Here is a 20,103-nt window from a genome sequence, read left to right on the forward strand (position 1 = left end):
GGCATGGATCAATATCTTATCAATAACGAAGGCCTGAAAAACCTTTTTGAAACTTTGAAAAGCAAGGGTAAGAAGATTACAGCTCCTGTGCTCAGGAATAATAAGCCGGCCTTTGCCCCTGTGAGTGATTATTCTGAAATTGCTTCCGGATTTGTTCAAACTGTCAATTCAGCCAAGGAAACTGTGTTTCCCAGGACCGAAAAGGTCTTCGGATACCAGAAGAAAGCCGATGGAATGTCAGTGCAGAATTTCAATCCTGATGATATTCCCGAAACCGTTCTGTGGGGCATCAGACCATGTGATGCTGCTGCCCTTGGTTCACTGGATGCTGTTTTTAACTGGGATTACAAGGACATAATTTTTAATACACGGCTTTCAAAAACAACAGTGATCAGTTTTTCCTGTGCCACTGCTGATGAAAACTGCTTCTGCACATCGGTGAACGGTGGACCGGGAAATACAGCGTACTGCGATATTCAGCTGACACAGCTCGGCGCAACTGAAGACTACCTGGCGGAAATTCTGACTGAAAAAGGAAAAGCCATTTATGACCTGTTACCGTCTGTTTTCAGTAAAACACAGGGCGTAAATAAGACCGAATACCTGGCAGATGTTCCGGTTAAATTCAGCCATACTGAATTGAGTGCAAAACTGGCTGACCTATTTGAAAGCAAACACTGGAAAGAACAGGCCATGCGATGCCTGGGTTGCGGAGCCTGTGCCTATGTCTGCCCAGTCTGTTCATGTTTCGACATACAGGATGAAGTCCACGGAAAGTGCGGCGAAAGGCTTCGCTGCTGGGATTCATGCGGTTTTTCACTTTTCACGTTGCATACTTCAGGACATAATCCGAGGGATCATCAGTCGCAACGCTGGAGACAACGAATGCTCCATAAGTTTTCATACATGCCCGAGCGGTTGTCGGTATACGGTTGCACGGGCTGCGGACGCTGTTCAAGGGCTTGTCCGGCCGATATCAATATTTTTGAAAATATTATTTCAATCGGGGAGGTAAAGCAATGAAATCAGACAATATCTACCTGCCGTATTTAATGCGTGTTGAAAAGATTACCCAGGAAGCTCCGGGAGTGAAGACTTTCAGGTTGAAATTTGTGGATTCCGCTGACGAGGACCAGTTCGCCTATTATACAGGCCAGTTCGGTGAGTACTCGGTTTTTGGGGTAGGAGAGTCTACCTTCTGTATCGCTTCTTCTCCTACGCGTAAAGGTTATATTGAATGCACTTTCAGGCAGGCCGGAAAGGTGACTACTGCCCTGGCTGATTGTGAAGAAGGATCTCTTATAGGCTTCAGGGGACCATATGGTAATGTTTTTCCGATTGAACAATGGAAAGGCAAAAACATAGTCTTTATAGCCGGGGGTATTGCCCTCCCTCCTATGAGATCAGTTATCTGGAATGTGCTTGACCTGAGAGAGGATTATAAAGACATCACCATATTATACGGCGCCAGAACTGTTGCAGACCTGGTTTACAAGGATGAGCTTCTGGGCTGGGGCAGCAGGAGCGATATCAAAATGGTTACAACGGTGGATCCGGGCGGAGACACACCCGAATGGAAGGGTGAAGTTGGTTTTGTGCCCGCTATACTTGAGAAAATTGCGCCGAAAGCCGAAAACACAGTGGCCGTGGTTTGTGGTCCTCCTATTATGATAAAGCTTACTTTTCCGGTGCTTGAAAAGCTTGGTTTTACGCCTGAAAGTATATATACTACTCTTGAAAACCGTATGAAATGCGGATTTGGTAAGTGCGGTCGGTGCAATATCGGAAGCACTTACGTTTGCAAGGATGGTCCTGTTTTTACCTATGAACAGCTGAAAAAGCTACCCGACGAGTATTAAAGCAACCTTGCATGATGACGAAAATCATCCCGATCAGGAATTAACAACATATTCAATTTTTTATATATTTGCGGCGACTTACGATGCCTAAAACTTTTCGTTTATGAGTAGTGAAACACTCGTTCTTTTCTTTGTGATTGGTGTAATCCTTGTCGGAGGAGCTATTCTGTTTGCTCACTTTGTGGCTCCTTCATCGGTTAATCCCGCCAAATCGGAACCCTATGAGTGCGGTATTCCGGTTCAGAGTCCTGCCTGGATACAGTTCAATGTCGGATATTACCTTTTTGCCATCATCTACCTGGTTTTTGATGTGGAAACCGTCTTCATTTTCCCATGGGGCGTTGTTATGCATGAAATCGGAATGAGGGCCTTCATTGAAATACTCATATTTTTCGTTATTCTCGGACTCGGCCTGCTCTATGCATGGCGTAAAGATGCTTTGAAATGGGTATAAAAATAAAATCAATGAAATATGAGGATTTCAAGGACAATGAATCCCTTGAACTCCTGAATAAGTCGGGCGGAAACGTAATTCTCAGCACCATTGACGACCTGGTGAACTGGGGAAGGTCAAATTCAGTGTGGCCGCTTACTTTTGCCACAAGCTGCTGTGGTATTGAAATGATGGCAACCGGTGCTCCGCGACATGACTTCGCACGGTTCGGCGTTGAAGTATACAGGGCGACCCCCAGGCAGGCCGACGTAATTGTTGTTGCCGGCACGGTGGTTCATAAAATGGCCCCTGTTCTCAAAAGGTTATACGATCAGATGGCCGATCCAAAGTATGTAATTGCCATGGGATCCTGTGCTATCAGCGGCGGTCCCTTCTATTATAATTCGTATTCCGTGTTGCGCGGAGTCGATCTTCTGATACCCGTTGATGTGTATGTTCCGGGATGCCCTCCCAGGCCTGAATCGCTCTTATACGGTATCATGCAGCTTCAGAGAAAGATTAAAACAGAAAAAAATTTTTCCGGGAAACGCGAACCGATAATCGTACCTCCCGATATCAATACAAAATAATTTAATGGATCAACTCTCATTAAAACAGCATTTAACTGCTTTACAAGCTGACCTGGCCTTCCCTGAGAACAAGCAGTATGCTGAAGCAGTGGTTCCCTGTGAACAGATGCATTCATTCTGTGAGAAACTGAAGTCAGATCCGGCTTTGCAGTTCGATTACCTCATCAGCCTTACTGCTGTCGACTGGAAAGACCATTTCATGGAAGTATGCCATCTGACATCCACCAGCCTGGAACATATGTTGGTTGTGAAAACGAAAATTGACAGGGAAAAGGCTGAAGCCGACACGGTTTCGGATATCTGGAAAACGGCAGAATTCCAGGAAAGAGAAGTATTTGATCTTTTCGGGATCCGGTTCAGAAATCATCCTGATCTTCGCAGGCTTTTCCTTGAAGATGATTACGGTTTCCCTCTCAGAAAGGACTTTTCCGACGAATCAAGAATGATAGTAAGGTAATGCAGGAAGAAATTGTAAAAAATATAATACTCGGTGAGGATGAGGACTACATTATTAATGTTGGCCCACAACATCCCTCTACACACGGTGTGCTTCGCTTTGAGGTTTCTCTTCAGGGAGAAATGATCAAAAAGCTGGTGCCGCATTGCGGCTATATTCACCGGGGTATCGAGAAAATGAGCGAACGGCTTACGTATCCGCAGATCATACACCTGACCGACAGGATGGACTACCTTTCCGCTCACATGAATAATCATGCCACCTGTCTTTGTGTTGAAAATGCACTCGAAGTGCAGGTTCCCGACCGGGTAACTGTAATCCGCGCCATGCTTGATGAGCTTACACGAATCGCTTCACACCAGCTGTGGTGGTGCGCAATGGGAATGGATATGGGTGCACTAACCACATTCTTCTATGGACTTCGCGACCGTGAGAAAATCCTTGATATTTTCGAGGAATCTTTCGGTACCAGGCTTATACAGAGTGTCAACACGCCGGGTGGACTGATGAACGACATTCATCCCGGTTTTCAGAAGAGGGTTAAAGAATTTATTTCCTATTTCAGGAAAAAGCTTCCGGAATACGACAACCTGCTCACGGGAAACGTAATTTTCAGGGAAAGAACCAACGGAATCGGTATTCTTTCTAAAGAAGATGCTATTCAGTACGGCGTTACAGGTCCAAGCGGCAGAGCTTCGGGCTGGTCCTGCGATATCAGGAAAACCGATCCTTACGGCATTTATCCGAAAGTGAAATTCAATGAAATACTCATGACAGGCTGTGATACGCTTACCCGTTACAAGGTGCGCGTGGCCGAGATGTATGAATCGATGAATATCCTTGAACAACTGGTTGATAACATTCCCGAAGGTGATTATACCGCTAAGATGAAAGCGGTGCTGAGGTTGCCGGCCGGTGAGTTTTACCAGAGAGTGGAGACAGCACGCGGTGAACTTGGAGTGTATATTGTCAGTGACGGTAATAAAACACCCTACCGGATCAGGTTCAGGACACCGAATTTTTCGAACCTGTTCGTCATCAGCAAGCTCGCACAGGGTTATAAAATAGCCGACCTGATCGCGATCAGCGGATCACTGGATTTGGTAATACCGGATATTGACCGATGAGATTGGATGCAAAAAGCACGTCATTGCGAGGAGCTTGCGACGAAGCAATCTGCCTGCACAGGCAGAACCAGGCCAAGACAGCAGGATGGCTTCAGTCCCTATCGTCCCTAAGGTCCCTGTCGTCACTGAAATGAATAATGAACAAGGAACATTGAAATACGATTTAAGAAGATTTACTAACAGCCTGATAGTCTAATAGCCTAATAGCCTAAAAATGAGCTTCAACATATACGATTTAACTGAATTCACACGGTCGATTGACTCCGGACTCAGATCTGCTCTTTCTCCCGGATGGGCCCAGTTTGCAGAGCTGGTGATTATAGGACTTGTATTCCTTATTTTCTACGCCCTTCTTGGACTCTTCCTGGTTTATGCTGAACGCAAGGTTTGTGCCTTCATTCAGAACCGACTCGGTCCTAACAGGGTTGGCCCGGTTGGCCTGTTTCAGACAGTCGCCGACCTGATCAAACTCCTCATGAAGGAACTTATTCCTATTAAAAATGCGGATCAGCTTCTTTTCAATATAGCACCTTTCATAGTTATTATAGCCTCGTTCATGGCAATTGCTGCCATTCCTTTTGCAAAAGGGCTGCATGCCATCGACTTCAATATCGGGGTCTTCTATGTGATAGCGGTTTCCTCGCTAGGCGTTGTTGGTATTCTGCTTGCAGGCTGGTCGAGCAACAGCAAGTATTCGCTTATCGGTGCCATGCGCAGCGGAGCCCAGGTGATCAGTTATGAATTATCGGTAGGACTTTCCCTGCTGACAATCGTAATTTTCGCCGGCACCATGCAGCTTTCAGGAATTGTGGAGAGCCAGGCAAACGGCTGGTGGATCTTCAAAGGCCATATTTCTGCAGTGACTGCGTTTATTGTGTTTCTTATCGCCAGCACCGCTGAAACCAACCGCGGTCCATTTGACCTTGCCGAAGCCGAATCAGAACTCACTGCCGGATTTCACACCGAATATTCGGGGATTAAGTTTGCTTTCTTTTTCCTTGCCGAGTTTATGAATATGTTCATTGTGGCTTCCATTGCAGTTACTGTTTTCCTGGGTGGCTGGATGCCCCTGCACTTCGGAACAGGAAACACATTCAATCATATAATGGATTTCATACCGCCTGTGGTTTGGTTCTTCGGTAAGACATTCTTCGTGATCTATGTGATGATGTGGTTTAAATGGACTTTTCCCCGTTTGCGTATCGACCAGCTCCTGACGCTTGAATGGAAATACCTTCTGCCCATTAATCTCGTCAACATTGTAGTTGTTGCATTTTTAACCCTTATGGGATGGCATTTTTAAATCATGAAAGCAGTATTTAACTATATAAAAGACATTTTTTCGGGCCTTAAGACCTTATGGACCGGAATGCGGATTACCGGGAGATATTTTGTATCACCGGGAGAAATTGTCACCGAAAAATACCCCGAGAACAGGGACACCCTGAAAATGTTCGACCGGTATAAGGGTGAGATTATTATGCCACACGATGAAAACAACCAGCATCGCTGCACCGGCTGCGGGATTTGCCAGATGAACTGTCCTAACGGTACCATTGAAGTGGTTTCCCGCAAGGAAATGAATGCCGAAGGCAAAGAAGTCAGGGTAATCGACAAACATATATACCACCTTGGAATGTGTACCTTCTGCGGACTTTGCGTTAAAACATGCCCTTCCGATGCACTGGCTTTCGGACAGGACTTTGAAAATGCCGTCTTCAACAGCAGTAAGCTTACTAAAATTTTAAATAAACCGGGATCATCCCTTAAAAAAGAAGTCAAGTAATGGGAGCCAATGTTTTCATGTTTTATCTCTTTTCAGCAACCTTCCTGGTTTTTGCTTTGCTGACAGTAACCAGCCGCAGGATTCTCAGGGCTGCAATTTTCCTGCTCTTTGCGCTGGTTGCCACATCCGGACTTTATTTTCTTTTACAGTACCAGTTCCTGGCCGGTATTCAGCTGGCACTGTATGCAGGCGGCATTGTGGTGCTGATCATTTTTTCGATTTTGCTGACGCACCATATCAGCCATAAATTTGATCGGCCTGCCCTGATGAAGATGTTTGCGGCTCTTTTTACAGCTGTTATCGGCGCCGGAATAACAATAATACTGATCTTAAAGCATCCGTTCCCGGCTTTATCTGCCCAGCCTATTGATGTCAATATGAATACAATCGGGTTGCAGTTGATGGGAACCGCAAAAAACGGCTATGCCCTTCCGTTCGAAGTCATCAGCATCCTGTTGCTCGCTGCCATGATTGGTGCTATTGTGATTGCAAAGAAGAAGAATTAAGAATAATGGATACTGGATACTGGATACTGGATGCTGGATGCTGGATGCTGGATGCCGCTGGTCCCATACGTCCCATAGGTCGCATAGGTCCCACACGAACACTGAACAAGGAACACTGATTTAAGATTTAAGAAGTTTACCTAACAGACTAAAGACTAAAAGACTAAACATGATACAAGGCATTCCCATAACACACTTCCTTATAGTAAGCACGATTGTGTTTTTTATCGGTGTTTACGGGTTTCTCACACGAAGGAATCTCATCACCATGCTGATGTCGATTGAGCTTATTCTCAATTCGGTGAATATCAATTTTGTTGTTTTTAACCGGTACCTGTATCCCGATCAGCTCCAGGGGCACTTTTTCGCCATTTTCATTGTGGCCATCGCCGCTGCCGAGGCATCAGTTGCCATAGCTCTTATAATTAATATTTACAGGCGGTTCACATCCATTGAATCGGATAATGTAAATGAAATGAAATATTGATCATTTGAATCAGTCACGATATGAATTTTTCCTATACCATTTGGATCCCGCTCATTCCCCTGGCTATGTTCCTTGCAACAGGACTGGCAGGGAGCCGTTTTAAGCCGCTTGTCTCGGGAATAGCAGGTACAACAGGATTGTTTGTTTCTTTTTTGCTTTCCATCATCACAGCATGGAAATATTTTTTTAGTGCCGGACTTTCCGAAGGATACTATCATACTATTATTGCCGCCAAAACAACCTGGCTTACGTTCACCGACTTCCTGCATATCGACATGGGAGTCATGCTCGATCCCATTTCGGTGATGATGCTTGTAGTAATTACAACCGTTTCCTTGATGGTTCATATTTACAGCCTGGGTTACATGAAAGGAGAGAAGGGATTCGAAAGATTTTACGCCTTTCTTTCTTTATTCACATTCTCGATGCTCGGTCTTGTTATTGCCACCAACATTTTCCAGATGTACATTTTCTGGGAACTCGTGGGCGTTTCATCCTACCTGCTTATCGGCTTCTATTATGAAAGGCCATCCGCAGTAGCTGCTTCAAAGAAGGCATTTATTGTAACGCGTTTTGCCGACCTCGGATTTCTTATCGGTATCCTGCTATTATCCTTCTATACAAAGACATTTGATTTTATCGAGTTAACTGATCCGCAAAGTCCGGTTTTTGCCAACCTGGCAGGAGCCAGTTTCCTCGGATTGTCGGTTATAACCTGGGCCATGTTGCTCATATTCATGGGAGGCGCCGGTAAATCCGCCATGTTCCCGTTGCATATATGGCTGCCCGATGCCATGGAAGGTCCGACACCTGTGTCTGCCCTCATTCACGCTGCCACCATGGTTGTTGCAGGTGTTTTCCTGGTTGCCCGCATGTTTCCGGTTTATTTTCATTACACACCCGACAGTCTCACTGTCATAGCGTGGGTCGGGGGTTTTACCTCTCTGTTCGCTGCGGTGATAGCATGTACCCAATTTGATATAAAACGGGTACTGGCTTATTCCACATTATCACAAATCGGTTATATGATGCTGGCGCTCGGTGTATCCGGCTATGAAGGTGAACACGGTCTGGGTTTCATGGCTTCCATGTTCCATCTTTTCACGCACGCCATGTTTAAAGCCCTGCTTTTCCTTGGCGCCGGTTCGGTTATTCATGCCGTTCACAGCAATGTGATGAAAGACATGGGCGGACTGAGAAAATACATGCCAGTAACCCATATTACCTTTTTAATTGCTTGCCTTGCCATTGCCGGTGTACCGCCATTATCAGGGTTTTTCAGCAAGGATGAGATTCTTGTGGCCGCGTGGGAACACAACCGTTTTCTTTTTGGCATTGAATACCTGGTGGCCGGACTGACAGCCTTCTACATGTTCCGAATCTATTTCGGGATATTCTGGAATAAAGATCCTCACTATCATCATACACCCCATGAGTCACCGCTTGTGATGACCATTCCGTTGATGTTCCTTGCCGCAGGTTCAATCCTGACAGGGTTAATTCCTTTCGGGAATTTCGTTTCAGCCGATCATGTTCCTTTTACCTCCCATATCAATTACAGTATTGCTATTCCCTCAGTGTTGGTTGGGGTTGTGGGCATACTGATCGCATGGGTATTCTACAAAAAGGAAAATACAATTCCTGAGAAAATTTCTGAAGGCCTGGGTGCCTTTTACAGGACTGTTTACAACAAGTTTTATATCGACGAGATATACCTGTTTGTTACCAAGAAAATCCTTTTCAACTTCGTTTCACGGCCGGTTGCATGGTTTGACAGGCATATCGTGGACGGTGCCATGAACGGAATTGCATGGGTTGTATCGACTTCATCTGAAAAAATCAAGGGAATGCAGTCGGGTCAGCTTCAGACCTATGCCCTGGGCTTTGTATCGGGCGCTATCATTTTAATTCTGATTGTATTGTATAATTTATCATAAAAGATATCCTGGTTTATGAGCTTTTTATGGTGTTTCATACTGATTCCTGTCCTCACTATCACAGGCATCCTGTTTACCAAGGACGGTAAATCAGCCCGGGTGGTTTCAGCAGCCGGAATGTTTGTACAGCTTGTGTGTGCTTTCGCGCTGCTTGCCATGTATTATGCGCAACGAAACGGCGGAAATACAGCAGAGATTATTTTCCTTACCGACCATATGTGGTTTCCCTCGCTGAATATTCATTTCACCACAGGCGTCGATGGCATTGCGGTTTCAATGATCATGCTTACCTCGGTGGTTGTATTTGCAGGAATCTTTGCCTCATGGGAAATGCAGGACCTGGCCAGGGAATTCTTCATTTCGCTGATTACTCTGGCAACCGGTGTTTTCGGATTCTTTATTTCGGTTGACCTCTTTACCATGTTCCTGTTCTATGAGGTAGCCGTTATACCGATGTACCTGCTGATTGGTATCTGGGGAAGTGGTCCGAAGGAATATTCAGCCATGAAACTTACCCTTATGCTTATGGGCGGTTCCGCTTTGCTGATGGTGGGACTGTTTGGAATCTATTACAATTCAACGCTTCCGAACGGAATGCACACATTCAATATTATTGAAATTGCCGGCCTGCAGCTGCCCGTCGCTGTACAGAAGTATTTCTTCCCGTTTACATTTGTGGGTTTCGGAGTGCTGGGTGCCTTATTCCCCCTACACACATGGTCGCCTGACGGTCATGCATCAGCTCCCACAGCAGTTTCAATGCTTCATGCCGGGGTGCTGATGAAACTCGGAGGATATGGTTGCTTCAGGGTTGCCATGTATCTTATGCCCGCCGCAGCCAATCAAATGGCCTGGATATTCATCATCCTCACCACAGTAAGCGTGGTTTACGGTGCCTTTGGAGCTATCTGGCAGAAAGACCTTAAATACATCAATGCGTATTCTTCAGTGAGCCATTGCGGAATGGTAATCTTTGCACTGCTGATGATGAACAAGACATCCATGAACGGAGCAGTTATCCAGATGATATCCCATGGTTTGATGACGGCCCTTTTCTTTGCCCTGATCGGCATGATCTACGGTCGCACTCACACCCGGAATATCAATGAAATGGGTGGTTTGATGAAGGTGATACCTTTTATATCGGTTGCCTATGTGATCGCCGGATTGGCATCACTCGGTTTGCCGGGCCTTTCAGGCTTTGTTGCCGAAATGACAATATTTACGGGAGCTTTCCAGCACACCGATGTATTCCACAGGGTAGCCACCATACTGGCCACCAGTTCAATTGTGATCACAGCGGTATACATTCTCAGGGTTGTGGGCATATTGCTGCTGGGGCCGATTAAAGACGATCATTTTGTTCATCTTGGCGATGCCCGCTGGTACGAAAGGCTGAGTGCCGGAACTCTTATTGTGGCTATTGCCGCTATAGGAATTGCGCCCTTATGGCTGTCGAACCTGATCAACAGCGGCCTGGCACCTTATGTAGCCCGGCTGACAGGAGCAATTGCAGGGATTAATTATTAACGGAGGTAAGGAAAATGAATTTTGCCGATTTATTCATGATGCGTCAGGAACTTTTGCTGATCCTGCTCACATTGTTTGTGGTAGTAGCCGACCTTGCCACAGTAAATGAAAGAAAACACAGGGTCATTAATATGACTCTTGTATTATTCGGGTTGTTCACTATTGCCGGTTTCCTTCCTACCACATCCGGAAACCTGTTCGGGGGTATGTATAATTCAACTCCACTGACAACCGGGATGAAGAATGTACTCAATATCGCCATGCTTATTGTCATGCTGCAATCCGTTACCTGGCTCGTTAAACCTGAAAATATTACTAAAGCAACCGAATATTTCATCCTGTTGTTCTCCACACTGATCGGGATGGATTATATGATCTCATCCGGTGATTTCCTGATGTTCTATATCGGTCTTGAACTGGCCACTATTCCGGCCACTGTTCTTGCCGCCTATGATAAAACAAGCAACAAAAGCGCCGAAGCAGGTATTAAATTCATTTTCTCGTCGGCACTATCATCGGGATTTCTGCTCCTTGGCTTATCATTCATATACGGAACCACAGGATCGATTTATTTCGAAGATATAGTTCAGTCATTCGGAAACAGCACATTGCAGTTACTCGGGTTTATTTTCTTCCTTTCAGGCATGGGATTCAAAATTTCACTGGTTCCTTTTCATTTCTGGGCCGCCGATGTGTATGAAGGTTCTCCTGTGAATATAACTGCCTTCCTTTCTGTAATTTCAAAAGGTGCTGCGGTATTTATTCTCACTATTCTGCTTTATAAGGTCTTTCATGCCTTACAGGCCACATGGGAAACATTGTTGTATGTGCTGGCCGTTGCTACAATGACCATTGCGAACCTTTTTGCCATAAGGCAGGATAACCTGAAACGATTCATGGCCTTTTCATCCATTGCACAGGCCGGTTTCATCCTGCTCGGAATCATGGGTGCCAGCCAGACGGGTATGACAACAGTTGTTTATTTTGTTCTGATTTATGTTTTCACCAACCTGGCCGCATTCGGGGTGATTTCTTCCATATCGCATCACACCGGTAATGAGACCATCACTTCATATAACGGCCTTTACCGCACCAACCCGATGCTCAGCCTCACCATGATGATGGCGCTTTTTTCACTGGCCGGAATTCCTCCTGTAGCCGGCTTCTTTGGCAAGTTCTTTCTTTTCACAGCGGTGGCAAGCCAGGGGTATTATATTCTCATCCTTATTGCGGTTCTGAACGCAACAGTTTCATTGTATTATTACCTGCGGGTTATCAAGGCGATGTTTATTGATAAGAACGACACGCCTATTGCCTGGTTCAGGAGTGATAATTACACCCGCATCAGCCTAATCTTCTGCGTTACCGGCGTATTCGTCATCGGTTTTCTGGGGTTTGTTTATGAATACCTGTATAGCCTGGCGGGAAGTTTGTAGTCCGTTGGCTGTTAGTTATTAAGTAAAAAGGTATTAAGGCGTAAGAGATTTTTCTTAAATCGTAAATCGGTGTTCGATGTTCGGTGTTTTTGTTTGATATTTGACGTTTCAGGCAAATAGTTAAAAACCTGTTAATGTTAAAACTGATGATGCTTTCATTTGTTTCCCTCAACAAAACATAACAAATGAAAACAACAACAATCGTACTGATTTTCGCCCTTTCAATCCTGTCTTTTTCTTTCAAAAAGGCCGCAGATTCTACATGGACACTTGATAAAAGCCATGCAAAACTTGGTTTTACGGTAACTCACCTGATGGTATCGGATGTTGAAGGTTTCTTCAAAAAATTCGATGCAAAAATTACCTCTGCCGGTGACGATTTTTCGAACGCCACCGTGGAAATGACCGCCGATGCCACAAGCATTGATACCGGGAATGAAATGCGTGACAACGACCTTAAAAGTGATAAATACTTTGACGTTGCCAAATTCCCTACTGTCACTTTCAAAAGTACTGCATTCAAAAAAGTTGATGCCACCCATTATAAAGTTACTGGCAATCTGACAATCAAGGGTGTAACAAAACCGGTTGAACTCGATGTGCTTGCCCGTACCGGTGTGCATCCGATGAATAAGAAGAATATTGCCGGTTTCAGAATCTCAGGAAAAATAAACCGGAAGGATTTCGGAGTTGGAAATGACGCGCCTGAAGCCATTGTAAGCAATGAAATCCAGCTTACAGCCAACGCTGAGTTTTCAAAGGATTAACCGATTTTTGTGAGGAAAAAAGCGGTTATGAACCCCACAACTGTGATCAAACCGGCAAAGTTGTGGGTGTTCTCGTATGCCTCTGGTATCATGGTATCCACTATCATGGCAAGAATGGCACCCGCAGCCAGGGCGGTCGAGAATGCAATAACATCCGGTGAGAACCCACTGAACAGTGTAAATCCGGCCAGGGAAGCTAAACCTGAAATCAATGCAATACTTCCCCATACACCGAAGATGTAAAGTGCCGAACGGCCTGCCTTTTTCATTCCTGCAGCACTCGACAATCCTTCTGGCAGATTCGACATAAAAATAGCTATTACCGCAACGGTACTGACATTGCCACCTTTCAGCATGGTGAGTCCGATAACAATGGATTCGGGAATGCCATCAATGAGCGCACCTACGGCCAGGGCGAGCCCTTTGTCGTCTTCCCCGTCGGCTTTAGGTTGCTGATGACCCGAGCGTTTCCTGTGTTTCGCGCCTTTTAGCGAAAGCAGGTAGTTTATGCCGGTATAAATCAAGGCCCCTGAAATGAAGCCGATGGCGGAAGAATCAATTCCTCCTCTCTTGAAAGCTTCATCCATCAGGTCGAACGAGAGCGCGGAAATTAATACTCCGCTTCCGAAAGCCATTACCGATGCGATGACCCTGTAATGAATTTTAAAGTAAAAACCGGTAAAAGCGCCGATCATCAGGGCACTTCCTGCCACCAGTCCCCATAATCCTGCCTGCAGATACAACGGCATGTTAAATGTTTATTGTTTGATGTTTGAGGCTTGACGTTCTGTCAGATAAAGGTAGTTCAAAAACCAAAAACAAACTGGCTTGTTTTTTATTTGTAATTTTGAAACAAAAAACCTAAAACTAAAAACCTCAAACTAAAACTAAAAACCTCAAACCTCAAATCTCAAACCTCAAACCTCAAACCTTAAACCCAAAACCTCAAACATCAAACCTTAAATGGAGTTCATCGATTATTACAAAGTACTGGGGGTTGCCAAAAATGCTTCAGAAAAGGATATAAAGGCCGCTTACAGGAAGCTTGCCCGCAAATATCATCCTGACCTGAATCCAAACGATAAAGATGCCAAGAGAAAGTTCCAGGAAATCAATGAGGCCAACGAGGTACTCAGTGATCCTGAGAAGAGGAAGAAATATGACCAGTACGGAAAGGACTGGCAGCATGCAGAGGAATTTGAGAAAGCACGAAACCGGCAGCAACAGCAGTACCAGAGACAGGGAACATACAGTGGAAATGCGGATTCCGGTTCGTTTGAAACCGAATTCGGAGAGGGAGGTTTTTCCGACTTTTTCGAATATATGTTCGGCGGAAGAGGCCGTTCAGGACGGCAAAGAAGAAGCGCGGGTTTCAGGGGAGAGGATTACACTGCAGAATTGCATCTTGACCTGATTGACGCGTATTCTACTCACAAAAGAACGCTGACAGTCAATGGCAGGAACATAAGGATCACAATCCCGGCGGGTATTGAAAATGAACAGACTATTAAAATACCGGGACATGGCGGACCCGGTGTTAACGGTGGCCCCAACGGGGATTTATATATAACGTTTCATATAGCCAATCATCCATCCTTCCGAAGATCGGGGAACGACCTCTATGCCACTGTTGAAATTGATCTCTACACCGCGGTCCTGGGTGGCGAGATTACAATTGATACTCTAACCGGCAAAGTGAAATTAATGGTAAAGCCTGAAACGCAGAACGGCACAAAAATAAAGCTTAAAGGAAAAGGATTCCCCGTTTATAAACATGAGGGTGAATTCGGCGATCTCTATGTTACCTATAAGGTCAAACTACCGACCAACTTAAGTGAAAAGCAGAAAAAACTGTTCGCCGAATTGGCAAAGTCGTAAAAACTGAAGTATGGAAACAACTTACCTGATCGCCATTTCTGAACTTTGCTCAAGTCATAATATTGAGCTGTCGTTTATTGATCTTTTGCAGGAATACGGACTGGTTGAATTCACCTGGGAGGAGAACAACCGCTTTATCCAGGCAGAGCAGCTTGAAACAATTGAGAAATACATACACCTGCATTACGACCTGGATATTAATATGGAAGGAATTGAAACGATTGATCACCTTCTCAATCGGATAACGGCGCTTCAACATGAAATCACATCGCTGAAAAACAGGCTGCGACTATATGAAGGAGAGGTGGAATAGATATAAAAAGAGGCTACCCGAAAAAGTTAAAATGTCGCCATAGCTTTCACTATTTTCGATTCTAACTTTATCAGACAGCCTCAAACAATCTGCATTCACTGTTTTCCTTTCGTCAGCATTACCTGATTCAAGTTTTGAGGATACTTTCTCAGATTTCCCTTTGGAAAACACTCCTTTCAGTGTATATCAGATTACCTTTTTAAGATCAATGAATATGCCATATTCAAATAGCCTGATAATCAGTAAAACAAAATTTAGTCATGGGAATTCTTTTTCACAGAAGTGGAAAAGATTACTCAGCACCAAAATCAAACGCACATTGTTATTTATTTAAACCGTATTCTGAAATGAAAAAACAAATAAAAAGTAAACAGTCAGAAGATCCTAACAGGCCTGATTACAAAGGAAAGAAAAAACACGAAGATGAAGCGGACCTTGAAGGTTATCCTGAATATCCCGCGGATGAAGATATTTATAAAAAGTACAGGCATGAAAGTGAAATAAATCCTGAAGAGCCTGCCAGACCAAAGATCTTCAATACACAGGATGATACCGGAGAAGCTGATAATGCTGAGCTGTCAGGCAAAGACCTGGATATTCCGGGCGCTGAGCTTGATGATGAACAGGAAGAAGTAGGGGCTGAAGATGAAGAAAACAATTATTACAGCCTCGGCGGTGAAAATCACGAAGATCTTGAAGAGAATGAGGATGAACAGTAGTCAGAAAATGGCTTCCAGTTTTACATGAACATCTTTATTGAGGAGTGCTATGCTTACACCCTGCGAGGTCCGGTTAAACTGGATGTCGAGTTTCATGTCGAGAAAGGATAGCCGCCTGATCTGCAGGGTATCAATGAAGTCTGGCAACGACGGCTTATTGAAACGAATTACTTTTTCATATTGATTGATTTCAATTCCAAGCATTGCCTGGATGATCATGAAAACCGACCCCACTGACCATGACTGGGGCGAGCAGGCAACCGGGTATGCCGTGGGGGCTTCACCCTTCCTTCGGGGGAAACCGCAAAACAGCTCTGGCATGCGTTGTCCTTCGATAAAAAGACTGGCGTCAAAAAGTCCTGCGGCTATCTTGTTCACCACATCCTTAAGGCCGTATTTTGAAAATCCATAAGCAATAAGCGCATTGTCATGCGGCCAGATGGACCCGTTATGATACGACATGGGATTATAGCGGATTTCGTTTGCGCTCAACGTGCGGATTCCCCATCCTGAGAACATATGTTTCGAAAGAAAGTGTGCACCAATACTCCTGGCCTGTTCACTTGTAGCAATCCCTGAGAAAAGACAATGCCCGGCATTGGAGGCTATGACATTGCATGGTCTTTTCTCAGCAGCCAGCGCAAGGTAGAAGATCTTATTTTCTTCCGACCAAAATTTTGCCTGGAAATTCCGGTATAATTCTTCAGCCTTGTTCTTAAGAGTCAGAGCTTTCTCAGGCATATTTAATAGCCCTGCCATGTATGAAGTATGGTTAAGGGCATCATAAACATAGCCCTGTACTTCGCAAAGTGCTATTGGTAAAGCTGCGAGCTCACCATTTGAAAAGAAGACTGAATCATGCGAGTCCTTCCATCCCTGGTTGTAGAGTCCGGATTGCTCTTTTCGTGCATATTCCACAAAACCATCTCCATCGATATCTCCATATTTGAAAATCCAGTCGATAGCCAGTTCAATATTGGTCCAGATACTCCTGATGAAATCGAGGTCACCTGTTCGCAGCAGGTAGTGTCCTGCCAGGACGATAAAAAGAGGCGTGGAATCAATCGACCCGTAATATTTTTTAAAAGGGATTTCGTTCAGGTTAGCCATTTCACCATTCCGAGCTTCATGCAAAATTTTACCCGGCTCTGCATCCCTGAAACTGTCATGTTCCCTTGCCTGGTTCAGGGCGAGGTACGAAAGCACACCACGGGCAATTTCGGGACTGATCCATAAACATTCAAATGCTGTTATAATGGCGTCCCGTCCAAACGGCGCACTGAACCAGGGGATTCCGGCATAAGGATAAGGACCTGAACTGGTATCGGTAATCATAGTGATCAGGTCTATTTTTGAACGTTCGATCCAATGATTGAATTGCTCGTTTGATGTGAAGATGTCACAGGTGAGATTATTTATGAAATCGAGACGCCTCACAAACTTTTTAATGACAATAGGGTAACTGAATATCTCTTTGTCCGTGTCGCCTTCAATGTTAAACCGGATAGTCATGGACCAGTTAAAACGCTGGCCGGGTGCAAGTCTTAAATTGTAAATCACTTTCTTCCCTTCAATCTGGTCAGGATTGGGACTGAATAAAATCTCCGATTTACGCGTTTTATTATCCAATCCGGCATACCCCAGTATGATTTGCTTATCTGAAATTTCTGCATCCAGCAGGTTGCCTTTATGGGATCTTTCAGTGCCTCTTACTTCAAAAATATCGCTGAAGTCGTTATCGAATTCCAGTGAAACAGAGGTTTCCACGATTTCGAGACCATAATTGACAAATAAAAGTTGTTCATAAAAGGCATTTTCCCAGAGCACTTTTTTTCGCATTATGTGAATGGTATCCTTCTCAAGCCTGAGTTTGTTGTTCTCCATAATATCAGGATTGGTAAGATCTACTGAAAACTGCTCGTTGTCTTCCCGGATGTCTGAACTCAGGAATAGGGGTTTCTGGTTTTCTATCTTTAACTGCAGGTTGGATAAAAACCGGGTTCCCTGGTAATAAATACCCTGAACGCTTTTGCCCCAGGGCATAATATCTCCGTATTTATTAAAGATGCCGAACGACTCATTGTGTTTCAGGACATACGTTTTTTCTTCAGTTAACGATGACGTGGCAATTACATAGAACTGATCATCCGGCTTTTTATGTTCCATGATCCATGTCAGTTTGTTTGTTCAACTATCTTTTTTCGTAATGAATTCCCGGTGAGTTTTTCATAAATGGCTATGTAATCCCTTACCATCCTTTCGGCTGAAAACCGTTCGATGAATTTTTTATAACAACCGGACCGGTCGATTGAGGATATTTTTTTAACGGCTTTTACAGCTTCCTCCATATCATTAACAATAAACCCTGTTATGCCCTCATCAATTACTTCAGGAACGCTACCGCAGTTGAATGCAATAACAGGTGTACCGCATGCCATCGATTCAATCATTGCCAGACCAAAGGGCTCGGGCCAGTCAATCAGGTACAGTGATGCCAGCGAATTTCCCAGGATAACATCTTTTTCCGCGTCATCGATTTCACCCAGGAATTCTACAAGTGGATCATCCAATTTTCTTCTTATTTCATTCTCAAAATATTCCTCATCGGCTTTATCCACTTTGGCCGCTATTTTAACCGGGATACCCGTCCTCCTGGCAAGGTCAATCACCCGGTCAACTCTTTTCTCGGGTGAGATCCTCCCGACAAAAGCCAGGTAGGGTTGCGGGATTTCATTAAAATGATACAGGTCAGAAGGCAGTCCGTGATAAACAGTTCCTGCCCAGTTTGAGAATAGAAGGGGCTTTCGTTGATCATTAGAAATGGAAACAACCGGAATATTTTTGAATTCTTTATAAATACCCTGGAGCTCAGGTATATCAAGCCTGCCGTGCAAGGTGGTCAGGTACTTGTGCTGGGTTCGCTTCATTACCGGGTAATACAGGTAGTCTATATGAGAATGGATGATGTCAAATTCGTGGGCCATTTTTTCCACCATTTCGATCTCCGTAAAGTGATTTCCAAGTCCGTCAACTGTATCGGGATTGGTTCTTGACGCTTTTTTAATAACCGGGATCAACCGGGCAGAAGTCTTTGAATCAGCCGATGCGAAAAGAGTCACCTGATGTCCGTCTGCTACCAATTGTTCAGTAAGATAATGAACCACTCTTTCGGTTCCGCCGTATTGTGCCGGTGGCACACTTTCATACAGCGGTGAGACCTGCGCGATTTTCATATAACGGTATTTTAACAGACAACAATTTTTGACCCCTGTTAGTTTAACAGGTTAAAAAGATAGCCCGCTATTATTGACCCGGTAAGCCCGAAGGTCAGGAACAGAAAGAACACTTTTGGTTTCACAATTCCCCACACGGCAGCCATTGCCGGTAAAGTGGTTACGGGTCCGGCAATTAAAAAGGCAAGTGCGGCCCCCTGGTTCATGCCCAGGGTCAATAACCCGCTGACAATCGGAAGTGCGGATGCATTGCTTGTATAAAACGGAATTCCTACAAATGTTGCGATCAATACGGAAATCGGACTGTCTGTGGCCATGTAACGGGTTATCAGGTCTTCAGGTAAATAAAATTTTATTAAAGCGTTCAGGAAGAATGCCAGGAGCATGAATTTTGATACCATGATAAAAGCCTTCATGCATTCATTCAATATTTTTATAAAGGTCGGCGTCACAGCTTCACTGCAGCCGCAAGGTTGTTCGGTCTTTGCTGCCATCTTTAAACCTGAAGTATGAATGAAATTATACTGTTTTACAGCCACAAGCACTGGTTTTAAAGCTGTTTGTGAGGACAGCTTTTGCTGACGAAGAATGCCTGTTCGTAAGAAACCTCTATTCCAGAGAAAATGAGTAATAAGTCCACCCGACAGGCTTATAAAAAAAGTTGAAGCCAGGCGCCAAACCGACAATTTCCAGCCAATTGTTGCCACACTCAGGAAAAAAATCTCCGGATCCATCGATGGTGAGGCAATCCAGAAAGACATCACCGGTGCAAGCGGTACGCCTCCGATAAGAAGGGATGCAATAACCGGTATCACGCCGCAGGAACAGAAAGGACTGAAGGCGCCGATTATTGTCGCCAGAAGAATGGCGACCAACGGTTTCTTACTTAGCGCACGGGTAATATACGCGGATGCGCCGGACAAATTTACAAAAGCGGCCAGTGGTACCGAAATCAGAAGGTAAGGCCAGATGTGAAGAAATGATTTTACTATAAAATCTGTAATCTGATAAATGTGTTCCATGATGTTTTTTTCTCATGGACGCA

21 protein-coding genes and 1 riboswitch are annotated in these 20,103 nt (G+C 44.6%); of the genes, 17 read left to right on the forward strand and 4 right to left on the reverse strand.

The window, feature by feature from the left end; all coding sequences use genetic code 11:
- Nucleotides 1–3 precede the first annotated feature (3 nt).
- The 14 genes from VK179_01905 to VK179_01970 all read left to right on the forward strand — a co-directional run bounded on the left by VK179_01905 (nucleotide 4) and on the right by VK179_01970 (nucleotide 12,915).
- Entirely contained in the window at nucleotides 4–1,023 is a 1,020-nt protein-coding gene (locus tag VK179_01905) for a 4Fe-4S dicluster domain-containing protein (GenBank protein ID HLO57469.1), read from the forward strand.
- On the forward strand, nucleotides 1,020–1,859 hold the full coding sequence (locus VK179_01910; protein HLO57470.1) for an FAD/NAD(P)-binding protein: 840 nt from the start codon (nucleotides 1,020–1,022) through the stop codon (nucleotides 1,857–1,859). The genes VK179_01905 and VK179_01910 overlap by 4 nt, the downstream gene beginning before the upstream one ends.
- A 103-nt stretch (nucleotides 1,860–1,962) precedes the next feature.
- Entirely contained in the window at nucleotides 1,963–2,313 is a 351-nt protein-coding gene (locus tag VK179_01915; GenBank protein HLO57471.1) for an NADH-quinone oxidoreductase subunit A, read from the forward strand.
- Nucleotides 2,314–2,324: 11 nt separating this feature from the next.
- Complete coding sequence (locus VK179_01920; protein ID HLO57472.1) at nucleotides 2,325–2,882, forward strand: NADH-quinone oxidoreductase subunit B; 558 nt, start codon at nucleotides 2,325–2,327, stop codon at nucleotides 2,880–2,882.
- Between the two features lie 4 nt (nucleotides 2,883–2,886).
- Entirely contained in the window at nucleotides 2,887–3,339 is a 453-nt protein-coding gene (locus VK179_01925) for an NADH-quinone oxidoreductase subunit C (GenBank protein ID HLO57473.1), read from the forward strand.
- Nucleotides 3,339–4,466 carry an NADH-quinone oxidoreductase subunit D gene (locus VK179_01930; GenBank protein HLO57474.1) on the forward strand — a complete coding sequence of 376 codons (1,128 nt, stop codon included), beginning with the start codon at nucleotides 3,339–3,341 and terminating at the stop codon, nucleotides 4,464–4,466. Before VK179_01925 ends, VK179_01930 begins: the two co-directional genes overlap by 1 nt.
- A gap of 214 nt (nucleotides 4,467–4,680) precedes the next feature.
- Nucleotides 4,681–5,769 carry an NADH-quinone oxidoreductase subunit NuoH gene (gene nuoH / locus VK179_01935; protein HLO57475.1) on the forward strand — a complete coding sequence of 363 codons (1,089 nt, stop codon included), beginning with the start codon at nucleotides 4,681–4,683 and terminating at the stop codon, nucleotides 5,767–5,769.
- Nucleotides 5,770–5,772: 3 nt separating this feature from the next.
- On the forward strand, nucleotides 5,773–6,252 hold the full coding sequence (locus tag VK179_01940) for a 4Fe-4S binding protein (GenBank protein HLO57476.1): 480 nt from the start codon (nucleotides 5,773–5,775) through the stop codon (nucleotides 6,250–6,252).
- Nucleotides 6,252–6,758, forward strand: coding sequence for an NADH-quinone oxidoreductase subunit J (locus VK179_01945; GenBank protein HLO57477.1), 507 nt, complete (start codon nucleotides 6,252–6,254; stop codon nucleotides 6,756–6,758). The genes VK179_01940 and VK179_01945 overlap by 1 nt, the downstream gene beginning before the upstream one ends.
- Before the next feature lie 169 nt (nucleotides 6,759–6,927).
- Nucleotides 6,928–7,245 (forward strand): NADH-quinone oxidoreductase subunit NuoK, encoded by a 318-nt coding sequence (gene nuoK / locus VK179_01950; GenBank protein ID HLO57478.1) that lies wholly within the window; start codon nucleotides 6,928–6,930, stop codon nucleotides 7,243–7,245.
- A 20-nt stretch (nucleotides 7,246–7,265) separates the two neighbouring features.
- Nucleotides 7,266–9,182 (forward strand): NADH-quinone oxidoreductase subunit L, encoded by a 1,917-nt coding sequence (gene nuoL / locus VK179_01955; GenBank protein HLO57479.1) that lies wholly within the window; start codon nucleotides 7,266–7,268, stop codon nucleotides 9,180–9,182.
- 15 nt (nucleotides 9,183–9,197) lie between these two features.
- Nucleotides 9,198–10,712 (forward strand): NADH-quinone oxidoreductase subunit M, encoded by a 1,515-nt coding sequence (locus VK179_01960; GenBank protein HLO57480.1) that lies wholly within the window; start codon nucleotides 9,198–9,200, stop codon nucleotides 10,710–10,712.
- Nucleotides 10,713–10,747: 35 nt separating this feature from the next.
- A complete protein-coding gene (locus VK179_01965) occupies nucleotides 10,748–12,148 on the forward strand; it encodes an NADH-quinone oxidoreductase subunit N (GenBank protein HLO57481.1) in 1,401 nt (466 codons plus the stop codon).
- 185 nt (nucleotides 12,149–12,333) lie between these two features.
- On the forward strand, nucleotides 12,334–12,915 hold the full coding sequence (locus tag VK179_01970) for a YceI family protein (GenBank protein ID HLO57482.1): 582 nt from the start codon (nucleotides 12,334–12,336) through the stop codon (nucleotides 12,913–12,915).
- Here VK179_01970 and VK179_01975 read toward each other — a convergent pair.
- A complete protein-coding gene (locus tag VK179_01975) occupies nucleotides 12,912–13,664 on the reverse strand; it encodes a hypothetical protein (GenBank protein ID HLO57483.1) in 753 nt (250 codons plus the stop codon). The genes VK179_01970 and VK179_01975 overlap by 4 nt on opposite strands.
- A 214-nt stretch (nucleotides 13,665–13,878) precedes the next feature.
- Between VK179_01975 and VK179_01980 the strand changes: the two genes are divergently transcribed.
- The 3 genes from VK179_01980 (at nucleotide 13,879) to VK179_01990 (ending at nucleotide 15,825) form a co-directional block, all read left to right on the forward strand.
- Nucleotides 13,879–14,793, forward strand: a complete 915-nt coding sequence (locus VK179_01980) for a J domain-containing protein (protein ID HLO57484.1) — start codon at nucleotides 13,879–13,881, stop codon at nucleotides 14,791–14,793.
- 10 nt (nucleotides 14,794–14,803) lie between these two features.
- Nucleotides 14,804–15,106, forward strand: coding sequence for a chaperone modulator CbpM (locus VK179_01985; protein ID HLO57485.1), 303 nt, complete (start codon nucleotides 14,804–14,806; stop codon nucleotides 15,104–15,106).
- Between the two features lie 86 nt (nucleotides 15,107–15,192).
- Nucleotides 15,193–15,291: riboswitch (TPP riboswitch) on the reverse strand.
- A 162-nt stretch (nucleotides 15,292–15,453) separates the two neighbouring features.
- Entirely contained in the window at nucleotides 15,454–15,825 is a 372-nt protein-coding gene (locus tag VK179_01990) for a hypothetical protein (protein HLO57486.1), read from the forward strand.
- Here VK179_01990 and VK179_01995 read toward each other — a convergent pair whose 3' ends face one another.
- Genes VK179_01995 through VK179_02005 form a run of 3 tightly spaced genes read right to left on the reverse strand, consistent with a single transcriptional unit; the run spans nucleotide 15,826 to nucleotide 20,080 of the window.
- Nucleotides 15,826–17,991 (reverse strand): glycogen debranching N-terminal domain-containing protein, encoded by a 2,166-nt coding sequence (locus VK179_01995; GenBank protein ID HLO57487.1) that lies wholly within the window; start codon nucleotides 17,989–17,991, stop codon nucleotides 15,826–15,828. It lies immediately after the preceding gene.
- Nucleotides 17,992–17,999: 8 nt separating this feature from the next.
- Complete coding sequence (locus tag VK179_02000) at nucleotides 18,000–19,058, reverse strand: glycosyltransferase family 4 protein (protein ID HLO57488.1); 1,059 nt, start codon at nucleotides 19,056–19,058, stop codon at nucleotides 18,000–18,002.
- Between the two features lie 38 nt (nucleotides 19,059–19,096).
- Complete coding sequence (locus VK179_02005) at nucleotides 19,097–20,080, reverse strand: permease (protein ID HLO57489.1); 984 nt, start codon at nucleotides 20,078–20,080, stop codon at nucleotides 19,097–19,099.
- Nucleotides 20,081–20,103: the final 23 nt, after the last annotated feature.

The sequence above is a fragment of the Bacteroidales bacterium genome, assembly GCA_035299085.1.
GTDB lineage: Bacteria > Bacteroidota > Bacteroidia > Bacteroidales > UBA10428 > UBA5072.

Excerpts from the sequence above, each read along its gene's own strand:
- VK179_01905 (HLO57469.1), top strand. The coding sequence starts at position 4 with ATGGATCAATATCTTATCAATAACGAAGGCCTGAAAAACCTTTTTGAA.
- VK179_01910 (HLO57470.1), top strand. The coding sequence starts at position 1,020 with ATGAAATCAGACAATATCTACCTGCCGTATTTAATGCGTGTTGAAAAG.
- VK179_01915 (HLO57471.1), top strand. The coding sequence starts at position 1,963 with ATGAGTAGTGAAACACTCGTTCTTTTCTTTGTGATTGGTGTAATCCTT.
- VK179_01920 (HLO57472.1), top strand. The coding sequence starts at position 2,325 with ATGAAATATGAGGATTTCAAGGACAATGAATCCCTTGAACTCCTGAAT.
- VK179_01925 (HLO57473.1), top strand. The coding sequence starts at position 2,887 with ATGGATCAACTCTCATTAAAACAGCATTTAACTGCTTTACAAGCTGAC.
- VK179_01930 (HLO57474.1), top strand. The coding sequence starts at position 3,339 with ATGCAGGAAGAAATTGTAAAAAATATAATACTCGGTGAGGATGAGGAC.
- nuoH (HLO57475.1), top strand. The coding sequence starts at position 4,681 with ATGAGCTTCAACATATACGATTTAACTGAATTCACACGGTCGATTGAC.
- VK179_01940 (HLO57476.1), top strand. The coding sequence starts at position 5,773 with ATGAAAGCAGTATTTAACTATATAAAAGACATTTTTTCGGGCCTTAAG.
- VK179_01945 (HLO57477.1), top strand. The coding sequence starts at position 6,252 with ATGGGAGCCAATGTTTTCATGTTTTATCTCTTTTCAGCAACCTTCCTG.
- nuoK (HLO57478.1), top strand. The coding sequence starts at position 6,928 with ATGATACAAGGCATTCCCATAACACACTTCCTTATAGTAAGCACGATT.
- nuoL (HLO57479.1), top strand. The coding sequence starts at position 7,266 with ATGAATTTTTCCTATACCATTTGGATCCCGCTCATTCCCCTGGCTATG.
- VK179_01960 (HLO57480.1), top strand. The coding sequence starts at position 9,198 with ATGAGCTTTTTATGGTGTTTCATACTGATTCCTGTCCTCACTATCACA.
- VK179_01965 (HLO57481.1), top strand. The coding sequence starts at position 10,748 with ATGATGCGTCAGGAACTTTTGCTGATCCTGCTCACATTGTTTGTGGTA.
- VK179_01970 (HLO57482.1), top strand. The coding sequence starts at position 12,334 with ATGAAAACAACAACAATCGTACTGATTTTCGCCCTTTCAATCCTGTCT.
- VK179_01975 (HLO57483.1), bottom strand. The coding sequence starts at position 13,664 with ATGCCGTTGTATCTGCAGGCAGGATTATGGGGACTGGTGGCAGGAAGT.
- VK179_01980 (HLO57484.1), top strand. The coding sequence starts at position 13,879 with ATGGAGTTCATCGATTATTACAAAGTACTGGGGGTTGCCAAAAATGCT.
- VK179_01985 (HLO57485.1), top strand. The coding sequence starts at position 14,804 with ATGGAAACAACTTACCTGATCGCCATTTCTGAACTTTGCTCAAGTCAT.
- VK179_01990 (HLO57486.1), top strand. The coding sequence starts at position 15,454 with ATGAAAAAACAAATAAAAAGTAAACAGTCAGAAGATCCTAACAGGCCT.
- VK179_01995 (HLO57487.1), bottom strand. The coding sequence starts at position 17,991 with ATGGAACATAAAAAGCCGGATGATCAGTTCTATGTAATTGCCACGTCA.
- VK179_02000 (HLO57488.1), bottom strand. The coding sequence starts at position 19,058 with ATGAAAATCGCGCAGGTCTCACCGCTGTATGAAAGTGTGCCACCGGCA.
- VK179_02005 (HLO57489.1), bottom strand. The coding sequence starts at position 20,080 with ATGGAACACATTTATCAGATTACAGATTTTATAGTAAAATCATTTCTT.